Source organism: Enterococcus sp. AZ062, from assembly GCF_051715065.1.
Classification (GTDB): Bacteria; Bacillota; Bacilli; order Lactobacillales; family Enterococcaceae; genus Enterococcus_B; species Enterococcus_B mundtii.
On record NZ_JBIOTB010000001.1, the window covers coordinates 318519 to 341611 of the forward strand.

Below are 23093 nucleotides of genomic sequence, written 5' to 3' on the forward strand. Positions count from 1 at the left end.
AATGAAAAAATATTTGTTTCTTTTGGCAGGAAGTCCTGGGACAGGGAAAACCTATTTGATGGAACGACTGTTCGAACGGTTTCCAACGATGTATCGTCTTACCTTAGATGAAGTCAAAGAGTATTACGCTGAATCAATTGGGTTCGATAATTTAGCTGAACGAGCAGAGCAAGAAAAAAACAAGGTGTATCCATTCTTTTATCAGGCGTTGGAACTGTACATGGAAGCTGGGAAGAAAGTGATTGTTTCAGAGTATCCTTTCAGTGACAAACAAAAAGGACCATTAGAAGCGTTATCAAAAAAATATGGCTATGAAGTGATCACGATTCGCTTGCACGCAGACTTTGATGTACTATGGCAACGACGTTATAAAAGAGATCGTGATCCTGAACGTCATTTGAGTTATATCATGGACCATTATCATTATGGGGATACGTTGGACGATCGATCGTTAGGAACCAATCATATCACCAAAGAAGAATTTAGAGCTGTTATAAATGATCGAAAGTATGAACATTTTGAACTTGGAACGCTTTATACATTCGATGTGACTGATTTTACCAAAGTGGATTATACGCCGCTGTTAGACGAGTTAGAGTGGCGAGTGGCGAATGACCAATAAAAATTAATGACAAATTGATTGATTCGACTGGTGTCGAATGGTTAGTAGGGATGTTGCGTACGATTTTGAATGTCAATTCTGATGTGTATTCAGCGATCCTAGTGGCGAAATCAGTCGATGAAATCGATTATGAGATTTTTAGTCGTGGCTAAATGAATAAAAAGAAAGGGGTTGCAATTTTAAAAAATACTTGTTATAGTAAATGTAAATAAAACAGGCATGTGACTGGTAAAGCAGGCAGGACCTAAAGAAAGACACACAAAGAATCCTTTGTTGTTATTTCTTATGGTCTTGCCTGCTTTTTTCTTTTTTGTCTGCGCAGCGAAAAAGAAAAACGAAAGAAGGAGTGGAAAAAATGGATTATCAAACTTTAGCAAAGCATATTTTACAATTCGTTGGCGGAAAAGAAAATATCATTCATTTGGAACATTGTTCAACTAGACTTCGTTTTACGTTGAAAGATGTCAAACAAACAAATCGTGAAGAGTTAGAACGCTTAGATGGGGTCATTGGTGTTCGTAGCAATGCTCAATTCCAAGTAATCATTGGGAATGAAGTAGTGGAAGTTTATGACGAATTAGCCAAATTGATCGGAGAAATCTCTGCAGATCAGAACATAAACAAAGAAAAGAAACCTGTTGGCACAATTTTACTTGATTTTATCATTTCAGTCTTTCAACCGTTGATTCCCGCGATTGCAGGTGGCGGTGTCTTAAAATCACTTTTACTGCTCTTATCTTTATTGGGTGTGATGGATGCAAACTCATCTACTTACCTGCTATTGAATTTGATCGGAGGAGCGCCTCTTTACTTCTTACCGATTTTAGTTGCGATGACGACAGCAAGAAAGCTAAAAGTCAATGAAATCGTAGCTGTTTCAGCAGTGAGTGCTTTGCTTTTACCAGAGATGGCAACCCTTCTAGCAGACGGAACCTCCTTTCTAGGGTTCTCAATTGAAAATATTGCGTATGCTTCTCAAGTCTTCCCAGCAATCTTAACGGTGTTGTTTTACAGTATCGTCGAAAAATATGTCACGAAGATTTCTCCGAAGCCGATTCGTATTTTCTTTGTTCCGATGGTTGCTTTATTAGTGACTGTTCCAGTTGCACTGCTGATTTTAGGCCCTTTAGGATATAACGTTGGTGGCGCATTCTCGTATTTGATCGTCGAGTTATATCAACGATTAGGCTGGTTAGCAACAGGTTTACTTGCTGCAGTTTTACCATTGATGGTCGTTACTGGTATGCACAAAGCGATGATTCCTTATGCTGTTTCTTCAATGGGAGAGTTAGGAAAAGAGATGCTCTATTTACCGGCTTCTTTGGCTCACAATATCGCTGAATCTGGTGCATGTTTTGCCGTAAGTTTAAAGACAAAAAATATGAAATTGCGACAAACAGCGATTTCTGCAGGAATCTCAGCTTTGTTTGGTATCACTGAACCCGCATTATATGGGGTCACGATCTTACACAAAAGGGTATTGAGTATCGTGATGGTTTCTAGTTTCATCGGCGGGATATTTGCCGGAATCATGGCTTTAGAAGCCTTCGCATTGGTTGGACCAGGGATTGCGAGTATCACTATGTTTGCCAGTGCAGATCAACCGATGAATCTTGTCTGGGCATTCGTCTGTACAGCTCTTTCTTTTGTTGTGTCGTTTGTAGGTGGCTTGGTATTTTTTAAAGATCAAGAAGAAGCAACCACACAAGAAGAGAACGAGAGTCGTAGGGGAGGAACTTGGGGTATCGTGAGCCCAGTCAAAGGGCAAGTGATTCCTCTTGAAACAGTCCCAGATGATGTCTTTTCTAGTGGGATGGTTGGCGAAGGTGTCGGGGTCATTCCAGAAGAAGGTATTGTTTTTTCTCCTGAAGAAGCACAAGTGACCATGCTATTTGAGACAGGTCATGCAATCGGGTTACGAACGGTGAGCGGAGTAGAATTACTGATTCATGTAGGAATCGATACAGTCAAGTTACAAGGTGAAGGTTTCCATGCCCTTGTTCAAGAAGGGCAGATGGTGCAACCAGGCGAGCGTTTACTTGAGTTTGATATTGAAAAAATCAAACAAGCAGGATTTGATCCAGTCGTTGTGGTGGTCGTGACCAATCAGAAGGAGTATCACATTGATCGTCAAGTAGAAAATCAATCAGTGACACCCAATACTGAGTTATTGATGATTTCTGCTTTAGCAAAATGAAAAAATGAAAGTGAGGAATAGAAAAATGGATATGACACAAACAGGTTTTCCCGAAGGATTTCTATGGGGAGGTGCAATTGCAGCAAACCAAGTAGAAGGAGCATGGAATATTGGTGGAAAAGGGTTATCTGTGGCCGATGTTGCAACCTACAAACCCAATGTAGACAACAAAGATTACGCAGCTCATGTAGGTGTGACGATCGAAAAAGTAGAAGAAGCAATAGCCGACCCTACAGACAAGTGGTTCCCTAAACGACGAGGGGTCGATTTCTATCATCGTTACAAAGAGGATTTAGCGTTATTTGCAGAAATGGGGTTTACTACATTACGTTTGTCGATTGCGTGGTCCCGACTCTTTCCAAATGGGGATGAAAAGACAGCTAATCCTGAAGGTGTCTCATTTTACAAAGAAGTTTTTAAAGAAATGAAGCGCTTAGGAATCGAACCGATTGTGACCTTGTCTCATTATGAGATGCCATTAGCATTAGCGATGAAAGGCAACGGTTGGATTCAACGAAGTGTGGTGGATGACTTTGTTCGATTTGCAGATACTTGTTTTGATGAATTTGGGGAGTATGTTCATTACTGGTTGACGTTCAATGAAGTGGATAGTATTTTTAGACACCCATTTACGACTGCCGGGATTTTGACTGATACGATCGAACCAGACAAAATTGAAGCATCTATCTATCAAGCGTTACATCATCAATTTGTAGCAGGAGCTTTAGCAACGAAACATTGCCATGAAAAGATCCCTGGTAGCCAAGTTGGTTGTATGTTGACCAAATTGATGACCTATCCGTTGACGAGTCGACCAGAAGATGTGGAACGAACATTGAAAAAGAATATGAACAATCATTTTTATGCGGATGTTCAAGTGAAAGGTATGTATCCGCCGCTCGTGTTGAAAGACTTAGCCAACCGTCATATCACAATCGACATGCTACCTGGTGACAAAGAATTATTGAAAGAACATACGGCAGATTTCTTATCGTTTAGTTATTATATGTCTATGTGTGAATCCGCAGATCCAAAGGCAGAGCGGACACCGGGGAATACCGTTTTGGGTGTTAAAAATCCTTATTTAGAAGCGACAGATTGGGGTTGGCAAATTGATCCTTTAGGCTTGAAAATTTCTTTACTAGAATTATATGACCGTTATCAAGTACCCTTGATGATCGTTGAAAATGGCATGGGAGCTTTTGATGAAGTGATTGACGATGAAATCCATGATCCCTATCGAATCGCTTATTTTACTGCACATTTCAAAGCGATGAAAGCAGCCATCGATGAAGGGGTTGATTTGATTGGGTATACAAGTTGGGGACCTATTGATTTAGTCAGTGCCGGAACCTCTCAAATGTCAAAACGTTACGGATTCATTTATGTAGATGCGGATGATGAAGGAAATGGAAGTTATGATCGCTTGCGTAAAGATTCATTTTACTGGTATAAAGAAGTTATTAGAACGAACGGTCGATCCATCGAGTGAAGGAACTGTTCGATGCGTTCAAGGAGTAACCTTGACCGAAGGAGGCTATCATGAGGAAAATACTAAAGGTGCTTAACTCCAGTGTGGTATTGATCGACAGCAATCAGCAAAAAATGATTGCTTTAGGAAAAGGGATTGGTTTTGGCAAAAAGCCCGGTGAGATCATCTCGGATGATTCGATTGATGAAATCTATCTGCCCTATGATGAAGGCAAAGCCATGCAATTATTAGATTTGATCAAAGAGGTTCCTTTGACCTATTTTGAATTAACGAAAGCAATGGTCTCTAGTATGGAAAAACGACTAGGGAAACGGTTAAACTCTAGTATTTATTTAACATTACCTGATCATTTACATTTTTCAGTTGAACGTATGACCAAAGGAATCATCATCACTAACCGGTTATATTGGGAGATCAAGAATTACTATCCGGAAGAATATCAAGCAGCCGAGCAAGCGCTAACGATCTTCAATGAAAAATCCGATGTCGAGTTACCCATTGAAGAAGCGGCAAATATCGCCTTTCATGTCATTAATTCATTGTCTCAAGAAAGTCAGGGAACCGATAGTATGAAGCAAGCGAAAATGATTGGTGGCATCGTCAACTTAGTAAAATATTCGATTCGGATCGACATTGCTCCAGACTCGATCCATTATAGTCGTTTTATTACTCATGTTCGTTTTTTCGTTGAACGGTTGTTTGCGAATAAGATGCTGGATGGACAAGATGATGGTCTATATCAGCAAATGTGTACCTTGTATCCATTGGCGATGGAAAATGCAGACAAAGTAAGGCAATATATCCAGAAAATGATCCAACAGGAAATCACGAAAGAGGAAGTCACCTATCTAGGTGTGCATATCAATCGATTGATGCGGCACCCTGATTGAAGAAAAAATAGACAAGATTAAGTAATGAAAAGCAGCAAGCCAGTGATCCTTTCTGATAGCTGCTTTTTTTTTGTAACAAATAGGAGGAATAGACTTTTTAGCGAAATATATGTCTATAAAGTACCAGATATCCTATTTTTCGGATAATATCGTGTGGTGATTCACAATCGTATCTGATTAGTTATATAACATAATTGATTTGAAAATTAACAAAAAAAATTAGGGTTATATTAAAAAAACGGGCTGTTTTTAGTGTATAATACTCCTTAGTGTCGTGCGACAACCCATCCAATTGGGCTTAAAATGATTAGATAACGCTTACGTTTGTGAGCAATCAATCAGGCTATTTGAAATAAATTAAAGGAAATGGGAAAATGAGTCAAGTAAAATAGTTTTTCAAGCGAATAATCAGTCATAACTAGCGGACATTGTGAATGATTGAATGATCGTAAGGGGAATTATTTGCTTATTCGTCGTATAACCAAATTAAAGGGGGAGAACAAAGAAATGAAGATAGCAATTGCTGGTGCAGGTGCAATGGGGAGTCGGTTTGGACTCATGTTGCAAAAAGGTGGAAATGACGTGACATTGATCGATGGTTGGAAAGACCATGTAGAAGCGATCAAAGAAAACGGATTGAAAGCTAACTTTAACGGTGAGGACATCGTTGTCGATATCCCAGTCGTTCTTCAATCAGAAATCAATGACGTAGAAAAAGTTGATTTGATCGTCTTATTCACGAAGGCAATGCAACTAGAAAAAATGTTGGAAGATATTCGTCCAATGATCAAAGATGAGACAAAAGTCCTTTGTTTATTGAACGGAATCGGCCATGAAGATATTATTGAAAAATTTGTACCAATGAAAAATATTTTTATTGGTAATACAATGTGGACGGCAGGCCTAGAAGGTCCTGGACGTGTGAAATTATTTGGTAGTGGTTCAGTAGAACTACAAAACTTAGGAGACGGACAAGAAGAAGCTGCGAAAGAATTGGCAGAAACTTTAGCTGAATCGGGTTTGAATGCGAAGTATTCAAGTAATATCCATTACTCGATCTATCGTAAAGCTTGTGTCAATGGCACAATGAACGGCTTATGTACGATTTTAGACGTGAACATGGCAGGACTTGGTCGTACTTCTACGGCTCATGATATGGTTGTTGCTATCGTAAATGAATTTGGTCAAGTAGCAAAAGCCGAAAATATTGATTTGGATGTGGAAGAAGCAGTCGCACACTGTGAAACTTGTTTTGATCCTGAGACGATCGGTATGCATTTCCCATCGATGCATCAAGATTTGATCAAAAACAACCGATTGACAGAAATCGACTATATCAACGGTGCGATTTCACGTAAAGGAAAGAAATACGGGATCGCTACGCCTTACTGTGACTTTTTGACAGCGCTCGTGCATGCAAAAGAACAGATTTTACAGGCGAAATAGGAGGAACAAATAAATGGATACGACGAATAAATTAACGCCAAGAATTTTTTTGAACAAAGTATTAGCTGGAACAGCAACAGGGATCATCGTAGGACTGATTCCAAATGCTGTTTTAGGAGCTATTTTAAAGTATTTCAGTGAATATCCTGTTGCTGTGACGATCGCACAACTAGCTGTGATCTTCCAATTAGCGACTCCGTTGATCATTGGTGGTTTGATCGGGTTACAATTTGGGTTTAATCCGATGCAAATGATGGTAGTAGCTGGTGCTTCATTTGTCGGTTCTGGTGTTGTCCGCTTTATGCCAGACCTTGGTGAAGCAGGTGTATATGTAGGGTCAGGTACAGGAGATATCATCAATACTATGATTACTGCAGCGATTGCTGTTGGTCTGATCCTATTGATCGGCGATCGTTTTGGGTCAGTCGCAATCGTATTGACACCAATCGTAGTCGGTGTGGGCGCAGGTCTTATTGGGTTTTATTTATTCCCTTATGTGACAGCGATCACCTCTGCAATCGGTGAAGGTATCAATAACTTCACGACATTGCAACCTCTTTTGATGTCTATTTTGATCGGTTGTTCATTTGCCTTTTTGATCATCTCACCGATTTCAACAGTGGCGATTGGTTTAGCAATCCAGTTAGACGGTGTCTCTGCTGGTGCTGCTGCTATGGGTGTTGCAGCAACAACCTTTGTGTTGATCGTCAATTCTTGGCGTGTCAATAAATCAGGTGTCACGATTGCGATTGCGTTAGGTGCGATGAAGATGATGATGCCGAACTTATTCCGTAAACCGATCATCTTAGTTCCATGTTTAGTAAGTGCGGTTATCACAGCGATACCTGTTGCACTTTTCTCTGTATCAGGAACACCAGCTTCTGCGGGCTTTGGGATCGTTGGTTTAGTTGGCCCTCTTGCTTCATTAGATGCTGGACTAAATATCGTGATGGTGTTGATTTGTTGGTTCGTCGTACCAGTCGCGGCTGCTTTATTTACGCAATTGGTATTTGAAAAAGTCTTAAAACTTTACGACCGGGAAGAAGTCTTCAAATTCTTAGGTTGATCAAAATTATAAAAGAAAAAAACGCAAAACAGAGAAATTTCTGGATTGCGTTTTTTTTTGAGAAGAAGCTGGTGTTATCTGCTATACTGACACTAAATGAAAACAATGGATCATTTGATCCAATAGAAGGAGAATACATGAGAAATATAAAATTAACGATCGAATATGATGGAAAAAGATATTCTGGTTGGCAACGACTTGGTAATGATGAAAAAACGATCCAAGGAAAGATCGAAGCGATCATTTCGCAAATGACCGGTGAAACGATTGAGATTATCGGTTCTGGTCGAACAGACGCTGGGACACACGCCAGAGGTCAAGTAGCTAACTTCAAAACAGCTAGTACAATGAGTCGAATGGAGATGCTGGATTTCCTCAATCGTTATTTGCCAAGAGATATTGTGGTGAAAAAAGTGGAAGAAGTACCTGAACGTTTTCATGCTAGATATAATGCAAAAGGGAAAAAATATAGTTACTACGTTTGGAATGCACCGATTCCAACAGTGTTTGAAAGAAACCATAGTTTTGATTATCCGAAGGCACTTGATTTGGAGAAAATGGAAGAAGCTTGTCGGAAACTAGAAGGAAAACATGACTTTATTGGATTTTCAGCATTGAAAAAAACAAAAAAATCAACAGTACGTACAATTGAAGAATTATCGGTCCAACAAGAAGGCAATATGCTTCATTTTACATTTGTAGGAGATGGTTTTTTGTATAAAATGGTACGGATCTTAATGGGAACGATTTTAGATATTGGTTCAGGTAAAGCTGATTTATCTTTGATCGATACGATTTTTGAAACGAAAGTCAGACAGCAAGCAGGCGAGACAGTTCCCGCACATGCGCTTTTTCTAGATGAAGTGTATTATTAAGAGATGTTAAATGATTCAAAGAAAATAGTGAAAAAGCAATCTCAGCTTTTTCCTGTTTCCTTGGATCGACAAGGGACACTTTGGGAGGAGGAGATCCGATGAAGAAAGAGGAAGAAATCACCACTCTCTATAATTTGATTTTAAACCCAAACACGCGAGACTGGGAACGGCAACAACTAATTACAGCAAAAGAAGAGTTAGCAACTTCTGTTTCTCTAAAAGAGGTACTTGAAAAGTTGGAAGTTTCTTTACGACCATTAGCTTTACGACAAAATCTAACGCCAGACGTCATGGATTTCTATTTGCAAATGATCGGCGATCCGTTAGGGGAAGCGCGGTATGATTTTTCTAAACACGAAATGACAGATCCGACTGTTCAAGAACGAGCAGTATTTGCTGGCGGTTGTTTTTGGTGTATGGTAGAGCCTTTTGAGCAAAAAGCAGGGATTGTTTCTGTGATGTCCGGGTACACAGGTGGACAGTTTGATTCCCCTAATTATGACCAAGTCAGTGGCGGCTATACTGGTCATGTGGAAGCAGTGGAGATCATATTTGATAAGCGAGTGATCAGTTATCAAGAGCTAGTCGAGATTTACTGGCAAGTAACGGACCCGACGGATGAATTTGGACAATTCCAAGACCGCGGAGAACAATATCGCCCAATCATTTTTGTTCAAAATGAAGAGCAACAAAAAACTGCTGAAGCGTCGAAACAAGCATTAAGCGCATCAGGTCGCTACAGAAAACCGATAGTTACAGCTATTTTGCCAGCGACAGCTTTTTGGCCGGCTGAAAATTACCATCAACAATTTTACCAGAAGCAACCAAAACGTTACAAAAAAATAAAACAAACCCGTCGTCAATTAGCATTTTTGCAAAGAATGACGCACAATTGGGGAAAAAAAGCCAAGAAATAAATAAGTTAACACAATTATGATAGCGTTTTCTGCCAGAGCTGATGTATCACTTGAAAGTAGACAAGGATACATGGGTACTTGAAATAGAGATGGATCAAAAAGCTGGGTTAGTAGTCATCTGCTATCCTTGAAAATGAAAAACGGCATTCCAGAAGTAACTCCTTATTTTTTCGGAGTGGAAGACTTCTGTGATAATCATAAAAAATAAGGAGTGAATGAAATGTATGTAGCTGATAAAACGCGTTACGAAAACATGGAGTATCGTAAAAGCGGTCGATCTGGCTTAAAGCTGCCCTTACTGTCTTTAGGGTTATGGCAAAATTTTGGGGAATATGATCCCATCAGTAATCAGCGGGAAATTTTAAGGGGGGCTTTTGATTTAGGCATCACCCATTTTGATCTAGCCAATAATTATGGTGGACCTGCTGGAGCAGCTGAAACAAACTTTGGGCGACTTTTTAAAGAAGATTTCAAATCCTATCGAGATGAACTGATTATCTCTAGTAAAGCAGGTTATCATATGTGGGATGGCCCTTATGGCGATTGGGGGTCTCGTAAGTCGATCATTGCCAGTTGTGACCAGAGTTTGCAACGTATGGGTTTGGACTATGTGGATATTTTCTATCATCATCGTCCAGATCCTGAAACACCTTTGGAAGAAACCGCAGAGGCATTGATGCAATTAGTTCGACAAGGAAAGGCCCTTTATATCGGTATCTCTAACTACAATGGGGCGGACACACAGCGAATGGCGGAAATTTTACGCAAAAAAGATGCTCCCTTCGTGATCCATCAAATGCGTTACAATCTGTTTTCAAGAGAATTACTTGAGACGGACTTAGCACCTGTTCTTGCTGAAAATGGACTAGGTGCAATCACGTTTAGTCCCTTAGCACAAGGCTTGTTAACGAATCGCTACTTACATGGTATTCCTGAAGATTCACGTGCCCATCGAAAAGAAATCCCTTTTCTTTCAGAAGAACAGATTGCAGCGACACTACGTAAAATCACACAGTTACAGGAAGTGGCGGAAGCGAGAGGACAAACATTGGCTCAGATGGCGTTGGCGTGGAATGTGCGACAACCATCAGTGACAAGTGTCTTAGTCGGTGCTAGCCGTTTGAGTCAGTTGCAGGAAAGTGTCAAAATGAAAGATAATCTCGTCTTTGCACCAGAAGAACTAGCAACGATCGAAACGATTTTGGCAGAAAATTAACGTGTGAGAAAATCACGTTGAAGTGGATACAACAAAAGCAAGAGTGTCTGGGGCATTAGTCCTCTAGCATATTTTAAAACCGAATAAAAGGCGGAAACAGGAGTAACTTCTTCGGAAATAAGGCGCCATCCACAAAAATTTGAAAAACAATTTTCGTGGATGGCGCCTTATTTATCGAGGCTAAACACTTCTGTTCCAACCTCCTCTTGTTTCTGCTATCGTATTTTGTGTTTGAGAGGTGATGTAGGGACAGACGGCGCAGATTGTTTTCTTCACTTCTTTTTTACTTGGTACAATAACTTGCCTGCTTGTTCTTCTAAAGTGAAGGTTTTATCGTCTTGCTTTTTTTGTTCCTGTTCTATTTGTTCCAAATTTGTTTCAGACGCAACAGAAGGAGCCTTCACATACAACATACGCCCATCTTCTGCGGTTTTTATTAAAGATACGGGAGACGAGTGGCTATCGATTTCTGTTTTTTTTTCTGACACTGTCGCTGTTTCTAGCGTTAGCTCACTTATTTTTCTTGTGAATGGTTCATGTAGTTCTTCCTCAGTTTCCAAATCAATCTCTTCCTCTAGTGGTAGTTGATAAATTTCATCTAATAAACTTTTTGAGAAAAACCAACCATCATTCTTTTTTTTACCCATAGTTGTCAAACACTTCCTTTTATTTAAAAATAACTTTTCCTAAAATACGAGAATGACTAACAAGTCCAAATGTCCGACTATCTTCAGAAATATCCGGATTATCGCCTAAAACAAAATAGGTATTTTCAGGAAGATAGGTCAAATGTTTCATTTGCGCGACTGCTTCTGGACTCAGTCGAAAAATCTCTGTAGGAGAATGCGGCTTGTTGCCTAAATGCAAGGTCAGTTCATTCCCATGTACTTTTATAGAATCTCCTGGGATTCCGATAATCCTTTTTACGATTTCATCCGTAGAGGATCGCTGAATAGCGATGATGCTATAACGTGTAAGCGAAGAAAATTTGTCCACGATCACTATGTTGCCGTTGACTAAAGTATCCTCCATCGATGTTCCAGTAACTTGATGAAAGTGATAGCGGTGAAGCGAATAAGTAAACGTAACGCATAGAAGCAGACATATTAAGAAATAGGGTCCTTTCTTTTTCCTTTTTCGAAGTTGACCATTCACCCAAATAAACAAGAAAACAGCCCCCTTTTTTTACTTGCTTGTTCTTTTTGATTAGTCCAATCGATTTTTTAGTTCTTGGACCCGTTCAACTAACTCAAGGATTGTCTGATGGTCATTTATTCGAGCATTTTGTAGTTCAAACAGCATGTAGACACAAAAGGCCAATGCAATAGTTAGCAAGCTATTAATGATCAAAAGATAAAAAAATTGTTTTTTCAATAATTTCAGTTCATAAATACTGATTTTTTTATATAGAAGCGGTTGATCACCGGCTTTCTTTTTTAGCAAAATCAATCTCCCTTGTTTTATCATTTGGATTCCCAAGAAAAATAAAATAGCCAACACAACAAGGGATAAGATACTGTTGATAAGCATGAAAGAGACCTCCTTTATAAGTAGTTCTTTTGAAGATGTTTTGCTCAATGGGGGAAAACACTTAAACAAGATGGAACAACAGTATCGGTATCAATAAGAAAAAAACGATCGGGATCAAGGTCTGTAATGGCTCGGCGACGATCTTAGACGCCACGGACATTGACCACGAATTAATGGGATGGACGGGAGAGTCCGCGAGAATCGTGCCATCTATGTTTGTACGGTTTTTTTCTAAGCCTAATTGGGCTAATTCAGTAGCGGATAAGGTGCTTAGACTTTTTACGCTACTTAAATTTCCTTGAACGACTCGACGAAAACGTGTGCCGATGTCACCTTCACAACGCACTAAAGTGATCATAGCTTGTGGTGCTTCTTTTTTGATTTCGAGTAACTCGATTTCTGTATCAACAACGACATCGTTGTAGCTCACTTCATAGACAAATAGCTCGTTGAAATCTGTCGCATAGATCTTTGCATTGAGACGAAGTTGAGCGATTTGATGAAGCAAGACATTTTGTTCAAATACATTATGTGATAAGAGGACATAATTTCCTTTGCCGAGTTGTTGATTTTGCGTGTAAGTGGCTACGCCATTCATCAAGTTGTCATTATTCATACCGGCAAGTATCGGTAAGTCGATCGCTACTTCTGGGATCATTATTTTTCCGATGCCCCAGTCATTGATGCTTTGTTGGTAATTGATCTTCGCTTTGGAAAAATTACTGAGATTGACACTCGCAATGTCGATTTCAGAGTAGTTAGCTGCCGCTATTTTTGGCAAGTTGAACGTTGAAAGGTCTGTATTTTGTCCTATATCAATGCTCTCCATTTCTTGTTGTTTCTGAATTTGTGTATAGCCATAGATTCCGACACTTAGTAAAGCAACCATTGAAAGAACTAAAGTAATAAAGAGTCCTTTGGTCAAGAAATAAAGGCGAAGCAATTTTTTTCTGGATTTTTCTTTGACAAAGGGGTCTTCAGAGCGAAAGCGTTTGACTAGATAACGAAAACGAACAATAAGTAGGAGAGCGAGAGTGAGACAAACACTGAAAGAGCCTAATACAATGGTTTGATAACTCCAGAAATTTCGTTTTTCAACTTGTCGATTAACGGCTTCGTTGTAAGGAATCCGGACACCATTTACTAATAATCGATACGTATTGATTCCTGGTGGCGTGCAAGTCAATAAGGTGACCATATCCTTTCCAGGGATGATTTTGGCTTTATCGACTTCAGTAGGCAAGACTTCTTCAAAGGATTCGATTTGATAAGCGAGGCGTTCACCTAAAATCGTGAGAAAGAATAGATCGCCAATTTGAAGATGGATGATATCAGTAAATAAAACTTGGTTCTGGATACCGCTATGTCCAGTGATGATCGATCGTGTGTTTTCACCGCCCACTGGAATCGAACTCGCTTCGTAATGTCCTAAGCCACGATTAAGTGTCAAAAAATCAGTGCCGTGATAAAAAGGCATGGTTTCGATTGCCAAAGCGGGAATGTCTAGTGTACCCATTACCCCAGCGGTATTGATCAATGTTTGGTACTCAATTTCATCGAAGTCAACCAAGTCTCCTTGTTGTTCTTTATAAATCAATTCATTGTAACGTTTTGCTTGCTCGAATTTATGCCCTAATTCATCTTTCGTTAGCTGTTCTAATGCTTGATGGTAATTGATGGAAGCAGTACTACGTTCACGATTTGCGAGATAGTTCGCAAAAATCGGATAGATCAAAGTGAGCGTTCCTAAAAGAATCAATAGTGAAGCAAATAACAAAAGAACAGACTTCTTTTCTTTTTCAATCAAGGTTGTTCACCTCATTTTCATTTCATTATTTTTGTTTTTAGATTTGCGAAAAAAGCAAAGTCATTTCTCTTTTCTGCTTTCGGAAATGTAAAAACGAGAGTTGTGAAAAATTCTGAAATAAGCGGAAATCCACAAAAATCAACACTCGATTTTTGTGAATTTCTTCTTACTTCTTAGGTTAGAAACAATTGGTTCTAGACTGTTTAAGGCTTTTTTTTCCCTTTTGGTTTAAAATTAACGATTGTGACGATCCCTAGTAAGATGATCAATGCCAGTGTAAAATAAACCGGAAAAAGTGAACCGAGATTCCCACTTGTTTGTGGAATCCTTTTTGTAGTCGCTTGCCCTTGTTTCGGTATAGTCGATCTAGGAGTAGCTCCTTCTTCAGGAGAGACGACCACGCTTGATTTTGGATAAATAAACAATTGATCTAAACGAGTGCCATCGGCAGTAATTGCAGGTAATTGGACAACGACTGGCTTAGCTGGGGAAGACAATGCATCGTTTGCAAGTTCGGTGACTTCATAGAGTCCTTCAGTCAATGGAATAGTCGCTTGCCCGTTTGACCCCGTGATGATTTCGATTGGTTCAAAACTTGGGATTTCCGTAAAAGGATCACTGGCATCATTACTCGGTGTGACCTTCTTGATTTGATAACGAATCCCAGGAAAGGGGGTTAATGCCTGTCCCTGTTCGTTCGTTAATCCCGTTTCTAAGGAGCCAGTTGGCTCAGAAGGAAGTAGGTGATTATCCATTTCCTGCTCTGAAAGCTTATATTTTACAATTGTTAATTGGAAGGCTTCTTCTGCGTATGCCACAGGAGTAGTCCATTTTCCAATTGAACCACCGAAGAGGAATAGTAGAACCAACAGGAGGCGAATAAATAAAATGGAATGATCATCTTTTTTTGGGTTCATCTTTCTTTCCTCCTGTTTTTTTTCGATTCATTTCCTCCAATTGGTATTTTGTACCTAATCCGATTAAACCAATCAGGGATAAACTAGCAGCTGCGATAAGGACACGTTGCATGATTGAACTGTTACCGGCAAAAGGCAATTCAGTGATCAGCTCATCTTCGGCAAAGAGATGAACGATCGTGTTGTTTTCATCCAATGTGACCTCGCTTGGTTGTTTCAATAGTTCATAGCCATCGGGTGCTTTTGTTTCAACCAACTCATAGGTACCGAAGGGAACCTCTTCAAAATGAATACGTCCATTCGCGTCAGTTGTCTTCGTTTGGAGGATCACGCCTGATTCTTTTTCGTGGAGGGAAAACTCAGCGCCAGCCAGTTTATTTCCTCCAATCAACTGATTTTCGTCATTGATATCTGGTTGATCATCCTGATCATCATCTACAGCGGTACCTGCTTCTAACTTATACAAATAAATCTCTCCAAGTGTACTGACAAATCCTAGGTTCAAGTAAGGAATATGATAGATAGAATCATCTGTCGTGATCATTCCCGGCAAATTGGCTAAAGGTTCAGCGATATACTCATTGGTTCGGAAGGTGGTTTGATTTGCTTTTGAGTTGATGGAAGGATCTTCACCAACCATTGGCCTCGTTACTGCAACTTCTTTTCGTTCGATTTGATCGCCGATTTGGAATTCTACGATATAGGTTCCTTCTGGTAGATAATTAAAACTGTAATGTCCGTTTGCTTCTGTTTTTAGTGTGGCATTTCCGTTACTGTCAACAAATGATGTTCCTTTCAAGTTATGCTCGACCAACTGATCGGCTACTTCGCTTGGGTGAGTCAGGCTTGTTCGATAGAGTTTGACAGGGATATTTGCTAGCCTTTCCTCGCCATCATCGTATAGACCATCGCGATCTTCGTCTAACCATACGAACCCGCTCAACTCTCTGCCATATACTCGGGTAATCGTTTCTTGTGAATGGACAGGTAAGTCGATTTGCGCATTCATATGGGCGGTATTTCGATATTGGTCACCCGGTAATTGGTCAACTGGTTGGACAGTGATGGAGAGAGTGACCGATTCACCAATCGGAACAGTTGGTTTAGTGATCATAAAACCTGTGGCATGTTTGATTTCTTCATCAGGTGTTGAACCGGGTGTGTATTCCGTCCATGTAGCAAGGTCGATCTCATTTGGGTTCGTCGCATCTTCTACTGGTTCGGTGGTGTAATACATCGTATATCCTTCTGTGTCGATATCCACTGAAAGAACCTCTAGCGTACCATTGAAAGAAGAGCCACGAGAATCACCGTTATACGGTAAGATATCCATCAGACGAAAATCATGAGCGGGTTGTAAGGCACTGTTGGCTGAAGTGATCGAATAAGTGAACGAAGTATCAGCATCCGCTTCGGTCAAAGGATTCATTTCTTGATTTCCTGTTTCAATTGATGTTTTGTTGACGGACTTGCTTATTGTTAGTTGCTGGACAAGCTCTTGAATGAACTGGTCTTGAGATGATCGAGCTGATTCGGCACGGGTATCTGTAATTTCTGGAGTATCGGAAATCCACATTTCACCAACACTACGTATGACGAGTGAATGAGTTAAGCCCATGTCATTGAATGCTAGTTGCGAACTATCACTGATAGCCGTGAAATTCACTTCAATCCCCTCTGTAATAGAGGAGTCAGGAAACACCCAACGCAATGTCGTTTCTCCGTTTTCGTGTTGGATAATGATTGGATCAGGTAAAGGATTATCATGTTCATCTTTCGAAGAACCAGCTAGGTAATTGATTCCTTTTGGAAGAATGGTATTCAGCGCACTATCATAATCAACTTCTTCCGATCCAGAGAATGTTCCTCGAACTTTGACATCGATTTGTTCGTCGGATTGATACAAAGGTTTCGATACAAGTGTTTCTGTTTCAATTCCAAAATTCTTAATAAAGGCATTTGTACCAAGAAAAGGCGTAGTAACAGCACTTGGTATACTACTATCGTAGGGAATGGTTACATTAGAACCATCCGCGGCCCAAGTAGCTGGAAAGAAAGTAAGATTATTTTCCGCAGGGCTTTGCTTAAAAACAACACCTGAATCATTTCTGAGAGCAGCACGTGATAGGTGGACATAAGGATCGCCCTCCTCATCCAATGCGCCTGATTGACCGATGACTCTTATTGGAACGCCATTCCAGTGTAAAAAGGTAGGCTCGTTATTGATATGGTATTGGAATCGGACGGCACTGATCACCCCAGCTTCCTGTGCTTCTTGGGGAGTGTCGTACCAAGTGTAATTTGAAACGATTGTATCAATATGTGGGACGGTTAAGTCGGGCATAGCATTTCCATTATTTCTAACACCATACGTTAAATAAGAGTAATCACTTTCGTTTGGATAATAACGTTGTGTATACGGTTGTCTAGAAATATCATACTCAAATCCATTGGAATTCCATTGGAAAATTTGGTCAGAGGTTGCTGTTCCAGGAACATTCTGTGTGACAAACCAGCCTCCTAAATGTAATTTTTGTCCTCTCATAAGAGTCGGTTTGCCAACATTAAATTCCCACGTATTGAATCCAATATCCTGATTTCCCCAACTGTGTATCTTGCCTGTTATGGGATCTGGAGGATTTAAAACGACGAAGTTTGGACCGGAGGAAATATCTCCTGTCGGAATCATATAACTACTAAAATGTACTTTAGCGTCATTAGTAGTAGTTACTCCATCATAATTTAAAGTAGGAATACTTAAGTTTAATGTGTAATACGACCAATTGTTTGTTAACATTAATTCCTGTAACCTCGAATGATCCCAGTCAAAAATAAATTCAATGCTGATAAAAGCTTTGTTTGAAAAGGTATGACCTAAAGTGTCATAAGTATAGATATTTTTGATTCCTTTATAGTTTGAGATTTCCCAAGATTCTTGATAATTTCCTAATTCAATCATGACATTACCAGAGTTGAACACCCCGATTTTTTTGTGATCACTATAAGGTTCAGAAAAGTAAAGTTCATTTGTTTTTCCGTGGGGTACAGGCAATGGGTGCGCTAATATTGTCGGATCAAATGTTGCTTCATACGGACTACCTTCTGTGGTTGCTTGCCAATCAGCAGTCGTTCGATCGGCATCTGTGACAGAATAGAAACGTGTTTGGGCGGAGTCATATTCAGATGGATCTACAGGTATTTGAGTATTTCCCAAAGTTCCGGTGACATTTTGAATAAGATCAAAAGTAATCGGTCCTTCAGGGTAGGTGGAACCGCGAATATCACCGATACTTCGTCCATCTAGATTTTTTAGCTCAATGACTAATCCTAGGTTGTATACCGAATCATTATTTGTAGCGTTAGGATCATAGATTTGATAAGTCGTTTGCTCGCCACGGACGAGTGTTGCAGCAATAGAAGGTGCGGAAGAAACGATTGTTGGCGGCGCAGTTAGATTTGCTAAATGTTCGACTGTATAAGTGTGATTAAATGTTTCTAACTCACCAGTATTTATATTTATGGCATCAATCAGTTGCAATTTGAACGTGGGTTGCATGATCGTTCCGTTCTTTGCACCAGACACATTGACAACGATGGGCACGAAAACTTGTCCCGAAGTGCTGATGATCGATTCCATGATGCCTTCAGAATACATGGTGCCATCACCGATGCCTGTATCAATATACGTGCCATTGGCAATTTCTCCATTAATAAAAGGCGCATCATTAATCAGGGTAGTCGCGTTAGGCAAGGTGCTAACGACACGATAGCGGATATTTGTGTAATCGTTTGGTAACTGTGTTTGTATTGAGAAGCCAAGTCGGTATAAGATTTGATCATTGGAACGAACGATATCGTTATTTGGAGAACTATCATAGCCAGGATCATCGTGGGAATCAAAACTGTCTGTACCAGTGGCCATCGTTAATTTGGCATCTTTGATGACGATAGGATTACTGCTAGTTTCTTCGCTGGTATCTATTTCTTCAGCCACTAATTTTGGTGTAATGATGGAGTCTTCTGCAGGGAACTCTTCTTCGAGAAGTTCTTCCATTGTTAAATCAGTTTCCTTTGTTTCGACCACTAAGATATTCTCATCGGCGATAGTTTCCTCAAATGGAGGAAGTGCTGTATCGTTTCTTTCATCATGGGTTTCAGCTTGTTCTGTTTGGGCCTCGTAGTCTGAGTCTTCGGCTGAAGATGACGTTTCTTCAACGTGGGATTCGGATGTTTCTTCTAATGCAGTCACATCATCTGGTCTTAACCATTGAAAAAGGGATTGATACTGCTGAGAATAAACATCCGTCAATACGATACTCATATCTTTCGTTGGTTCCCGAAAAACGAGAGTGACTGGCTGATCTTTGACTAAGCGTAAATAAATAGTCGGTTGCTCCGAGTTTTCCTCGGATGCTACACCAATTACATCACTTGCTACTGCTTGTTCAATTGTAGGGAGGGCAGGCTCAACCATGGACGCAGTAGTTGAGGAGACGGTTGTTTCCGTCGTTTTTACACCAATACCTAGACGAGCCAGCTCTTCTTCTTGAACAAAATTTTCGGTGGAATAGATAGGGATGGTTTGCTCCTGTTCCTCATTTAAGGTGGTGATTGCATAATCCGTACTAGCTGGGAGAGCGAGTAAACGATTTTCAGTACTTCTGATCGTGATGGTTGCAGGATCATCATAAATTTGTGTTTCTTTTGTCATAAAGGTTTGATCCTGATTGATTACTTCAACTAAATGTGCTTCTTCTTTGGCTCGAAGGGGACCACCTACAATAACGACTTTAGCGATTATACCAAGGATAATCGCTAAAACAATCACTATTAGAATAGGAGGTTTTACTTTGAGTCTAGAAAAACTAGTATTCATTGCAGTCTCCTTTCATTCTGGACTTACGTCTGTTTTCGCTTTTTGTGGATAATGACCACTGTTGTGCCAATAACGATGGCTACAAGTGCAATTGTGATGATCAGATTTCTGCCTATACCGCCAGTAAATGGCAAGCTTGTTTGCGGTTTATTAGTGACTGTCAGCTCAATCATTGCATCATCTGCGGTCGTCAAATCGACAGTTACTCTTTGGGGAGCCTTCAATAATTCGTAGCCCTGAGGAGCAGTAGTCTCGACAACCCAGTAGTCGCGTGTAACCTCGTTATTTTCCACGTAATTATTACCATTGGCATCCGTCCAGTCTAAGGCTAACCCATCAAAAGTCGCGTGACCATTTGCATCAGAAGTAGAAGTTAAGAAAGTTATCCCTGATGGTAAATTGGCATCCTCTGCATAGCTATTTCCATTACTAGCAATAAAAGTTTTATTGTTCGCATTACTCTCAGAGGTGGCAATTTTGAATTCGGCACCTGCTAGACCAGTCCCGCTATTTTCTGAAATTTTTTCGATATCAAAGCCACCAGTATAGTATTTTGGATTCGTTGTTTCTGGTGGTGTTGTACTTTTTGGTCGTTGGCCCGGAAGTTGATGGTTGACAGTAAAGGTATTTTCAACAATATTGTTCCAATATTCTGGAACATGCGTGGTAAGCACCGTACGGATATCAGTATAGCCATTTGCGACTGATCCGGCTTTGATCAGACCAGCTTCTGTCAAAGTGGTTGTCAGTCTATTTGTCTCAGCATCAAACGAGACCGTATAATCGGTAAGCGCCAAGTCTGTCCATTCACCACCAGCTTGTCTAACTTGCATTTTTGCGCTATCTGGAACATAAGTTAAGTCACTATTCAGTTCGTCTACCATTGAAAAATTTGGCTGTAATAACCCACTAGTATCTCGATATACAATGGGCTGACCAGCGATCATCTCGACAGTATCCACCGTCTGTCCAGCGGCATCTAAAATATCGATCGTTCCTGTTTGACTGGCGACTTGCCAGAGACCTGCTGGGATGTTAGTAGTCAATTCCCAGCGAAAGGATTGTCCGGCTTGAACAGAATCGCCTTTTTCACCATTGATTGTTTTGTCAGGATGCAATAAATCTTCTAAAATATTCTTTGGTTCAACTTGTACATCATAGATCAATGAAGATAAATCGGTACGACTGGTTTGGGGAATATGCACAAAAAAAGGATAAACAGCTGTTTCGATTTTTTTTCCATCGGTTGCAGCTAAATTTTCGCCTGTACGTTCATCTGGTAATTCAGTAATTAAATAGATGCCATCATTGGCTCGACCAATGCCTAAGTCAAGCGTTGCTTTTCCACTTGTGTCAGTTGTAATTGTCTGGGCGTTGAAAGTGGTGTCGATTTCGTAATCTGTGCCCAATTGTTGTTGTTTTGGATCAGTTAAAGAGCTACCACTCGATAATTTTTTCACCCGTTCCACTTTGAAGTTGATTCCAGGAATCAACTCTCTATCTGGATTGGTGAGGGTTCCGTCTCCTCGAGGTTCCAACTCACTAAAGTCAGTGATCGCGTACTTCCAGATCGTTAAGCTTCGCCTAGATGTTTCATTGGCAATTGCGTTATCAACTGTTTCAGCTAAGGCGATTGGTACATGAGGTAATCGCAACGAATGGTCAATAGAAGATAGACCGATTGATAAAAGTGTTGTAGCAAATACTAATTTTGATAATGTTTTTATTATGGATTTCTTCTTCATTTTCTCCCTCCTCAACTATCAAGCAATGCATGTTCAAATGTATGTGTACGTTAGATTTGCTGAGTGATTGAACATGTATGCCTGCTTACATACATAGGTCAAGAGTAGAGGATGAAAGTGATCTCCAAAGCAAAAGTTTCATAAATGACACTTTTATCATTAGGATAAGGTGAGTTTATGATGGTAATAAGATTAATTTACGTTTGCTGGTTGATTGTACTAGATGAACATCCATAAAAGAATAAAGTAAATGAAATATTGGATTTACTAAAAAACTTTTAGCAAATGTAGCTTCTAAGTAGATAATAAAAATCAGACCAATGGCTATAAAAAGCGTAACCTGATGGAATAGGTGATTGTCATTACTCGGACATTTGTGCAATGATCTCTACTTTTTCCCATAAGGTATTGAGTGTCTTGATTTCGAAAACCCCTTTTTGTTCGTCTCGGAAGACATAGGCGATGATTTTTTGTAATCGACTATATTTTTTTTGCCCTCTTTCCAATTCACCATGAAGCGTTAGTTTTGCAGCATATAAAAATAATCGCCAAATCCGAAAGCGATAATTAAAACGGTGAGGTGTTCGTTTCAAAATAAATGTCGTTGCAACGGTGACATTGCTTTTACGGCAAGAATCTAGGGCTGTTTCGTAATACCCAAAATACAATAGATCCAAGACTAATGGGTCTAAGACTTCTTCATGATTCGTTCTGCGGTATAAAAATCGTTTAAAAAAATAATCATATTCTTCAAAATTAAGCGTTTCCGTAATTGAAGAAAAAAGTTTTAGTTCGATGTTTGTCCATAGATCAATACTATTTAAATAAGTTTTTACTTGTTGGATCAATGTTTCGTATTCTTGATAATCGCCAATGAACTTGCTGTGGATTAGACCAGCGCGCCAATATACATATTGATAACCTAAACCATCTGTTTTAACAAATTGGTCCAACGCTTGAGTTTTTATTTTTGCGATTTCAAGATAGTCAAATTTAGCAAGGGCTTCAGCCAACTGGTTTTCTAAAATTTTAGAACCTTGTTTGATCAAAGGGATTACTTCTTCAAATTCAGTTAATTCGATCCCAAGAATGTCAATGATTTTTAAAAAATTGTTTAGACTGATTTCACCTTCTCCGCGAACAAAGCGATAATAAGTAGGTCTTGTGATTCCTGTAGCAAAAATCGTTTTTGTTGAAATTTTTTTTTCTTTTCTAATATCATTCAATAATTCCCCCAAAGCAAGAGGAGTTTTTACATGGTTGATCATCGGATTCACCCTTTCTTTTATCTTGAAAAATAAAAAATATAAGTTATTTTATTTTTTAAATAAGTTATGTTTTATATTGATAAATAAAATTTTATCTTACTGTTTTAGATATAAACATTATAATAATAAGGTTAATCTATTATATATTTACTTTTAGATAACATTAATTATTTTTGTTTTGTTATTTAAAAATAATATTTTATTATCTTAAGTGTAATTTTTTTTGATG

At 39.4% G+C, this 23093-nt stretch carries 17 protein-coding genes and 1 pseudogene; 10 read left to right on the forward strand and 8 right to left on the reverse strand.

The genetic code is table 11. The features are described 5' to 3' along the window. Position 1: 1 nt before the first annotated feature. From IGJ00_RS01550 to IGJ00_RS01595, 10 genes and pseudogenes are all read left to right on the forward strand, one after another. Positions 2 to 622 (forward strand): AAA family ATPase, encoded by a 621-nt coding sequence (locus tag IGJ00_RS01550; protein WP_071866225.1) that lies wholly within the window; start codon positions 2 to 4, stop codon positions 620 to 622. A 29-nt stretch (positions 623 to 651) separates the two neighbouring features. After that, positions 652 to 774 (forward strand): annotated as a pseudogene (locus IGJ00_RS01555) (dicarboxylate/amino acid:cation symporter); the annotation flags it as partial. A 203-nt stretch (positions 775 to 977) separates the two neighbouring features. Then, positions 978 to 2819: a beta-glucoside-specific PTS transporter subunit IIABC gene (locus IGJ00_RS01560; RefSeq protein ID WP_074799633.1), complete on the forward strand. Its 1842-nt coding sequence runs from the start codon at positions 978 to 980 to the stop codon at positions 2817 to 2819. Between the two features lie 31 nt (positions 2820 to 2850). After that, positions 2851 to 4311: a glycoside hydrolase family 1 protein gene (locus IGJ00_RS01565; RefSeq protein WP_074799668.1), complete on the forward strand. Its 1461-nt coding sequence runs from the start codon at positions 2851 to 2853 to the stop codon at positions 4309 to 4311. Positions 4312 to 4361: 50 nt separating this feature from the next. Then, positions 4362 to 5201 (forward strand): PRD domain-containing protein, encoded by an 840-nt coding sequence (locus IGJ00_RS01570; RefSeq protein WP_074799634.1) that lies wholly within the window; start codon positions 4362 to 4364, stop codon positions 5199 to 5201. 507 nt (positions 5202 to 5708) lie between these two features. Continuing rightward, complete coding sequence (locus IGJ00_RS01575) at positions 5709 to 6647, forward strand: 2-dehydropantoate 2-reductase (protein ID WP_019722895.1); 939 nt, start codon at positions 5709 to 5711, stop codon at positions 6645 to 6647. 13 nt (positions 6648 to 6660) lie between these two features. Then, positions 6661 to 7713 (forward strand): PTS transporter subunit IIC, encoded by a 1053-nt coding sequence (locus tag IGJ00_RS01580; RefSeq protein WP_071866187.1) that lies wholly within the window; start codon positions 6661 to 6663, stop codon positions 7711 to 7713. 137 nt (positions 7714 to 7850) lie between these two features. After that, positions 7851 to 8588, forward strand: a complete 738-nt coding sequence (gene truA, locus IGJ00_RS01585; RefSeq protein ID WP_074799635.1) for a tRNA pseudouridine(38-40) synthase TruA — start codon at positions 7851 to 7853, stop codon at positions 8586 to 8588. Between the two features lie 98 nt (positions 8589 to 8686). Next, complete coding sequence (gene msrA, locus IGJ00_RS01590) at positions 8687 to 9505, forward strand: peptide-methionine (S)-S-oxide reductase MsrA (RefSeq protein ID WP_074799636.1); 819 nt, start codon at positions 8687 to 8689, stop codon at positions 9503 to 9505. 220 nt (positions 9506 to 9725) lie between these two features. Continuing rightward, entirely contained in the window at positions 9726 to 10721 is a 996-nt protein-coding gene (locus IGJ00_RS01595) for an aldo/keto reductase (protein WP_074799637.1), read from the forward strand. A gap of 272 nt (positions 10722 to 10993) precedes the next feature. Here the strand turns inward: IGJ00_RS01595 and IGJ00_RS01600 are convergent, their stop codons facing one another. The 8 genes from IGJ00_RS01600 to IGJ00_RS01635 all read right to left on the reverse strand — a co-directional run bounded on the left by IGJ00_RS01600 (position 10994) and on the right by IGJ00_RS01635 (position 22864). Continuing rightward, positions 10994 to 11368, reverse strand: coding sequence for a hypothetical protein (locus IGJ00_RS01600; RefSeq protein ID WP_071866192.1), 375 nt, complete (start codon positions 11366 to 11368; stop codon positions 10994 to 10996). A gap of 19 nt (positions 11369 to 11387) precedes the next feature. Next, entirely contained in the window at positions 11388 to 11876 is a 489-nt protein-coding gene (gene lepB / locus IGJ00_RS01605; RefSeq protein WP_205216901.1) for a signal peptidase I, read from the reverse strand. A 51-nt stretch (positions 11877 to 11927) separates the two neighbouring features. Beyond that, positions 11928 to 12251 carry a hypothetical protein gene (locus IGJ00_RS01610; RefSeq protein WP_086335359.1) on the reverse strand — a complete coding sequence of 108 codons (324 nt, stop codon included), beginning with the start codon at positions 12249 to 12251 and terminating at the stop codon, positions 11928 to 11930. Between the two features lie 61 nt (positions 12252 to 12312). Further along, positions 12313 to 14058: a sortase family protein gene (locus tag IGJ00_RS01615; RefSeq protein WP_074799639.1), complete on the reverse strand. Its 1746-nt coding sequence runs from the start codon at positions 14056 to 14058 to the stop codon at positions 12313 to 12315. 203 nt (positions 14059 to 14261) lie between these two features. Then, on the reverse strand, positions 14262 to 14975 hold the full coding sequence (locus tag IGJ00_RS01620; RefSeq protein ID WP_074799640.1) for a pilin N-terminal domain-containing protein: 714 nt from the start codon (positions 14973 to 14975) through the stop codon (positions 14262 to 14264). Continuing rightward, a complete protein-coding gene (locus IGJ00_RS01625) occupies positions 14956 to 19851 on the reverse strand; it encodes a SpaA isopeptide-forming pilin-related protein (protein WP_438844036.1) in 4896 nt (1631 codons plus the stop codon). Before IGJ00_RS01625 ends, IGJ00_RS01620 begins: the two co-directional genes overlap by 20 nt. A gap of 23 nt (positions 19852 to 19874) precedes the next feature. Further along, complete coding sequence (locus IGJ00_RS01630; protein WP_071866198.1) at positions 19875 to 21596, reverse strand: SpaH/EbpB family LPXTG-anchored major pilin; 1722 nt, start codon at positions 21594 to 21596, stop codon at positions 19875 to 19877. A 362-nt stretch (positions 21597 to 21958) separates the two neighbouring features. Next, positions 21959 to 22864, reverse strand: coding sequence for a helix-turn-helix domain-containing protein (locus IGJ00_RS01635; RefSeq protein WP_071866199.1), 906 nt, complete (start codon positions 22862 to 22864; stop codon positions 21959 to 21961). Between the last annotated feature and the right edge of the window lie 229 nt (positions 22865 to 23093).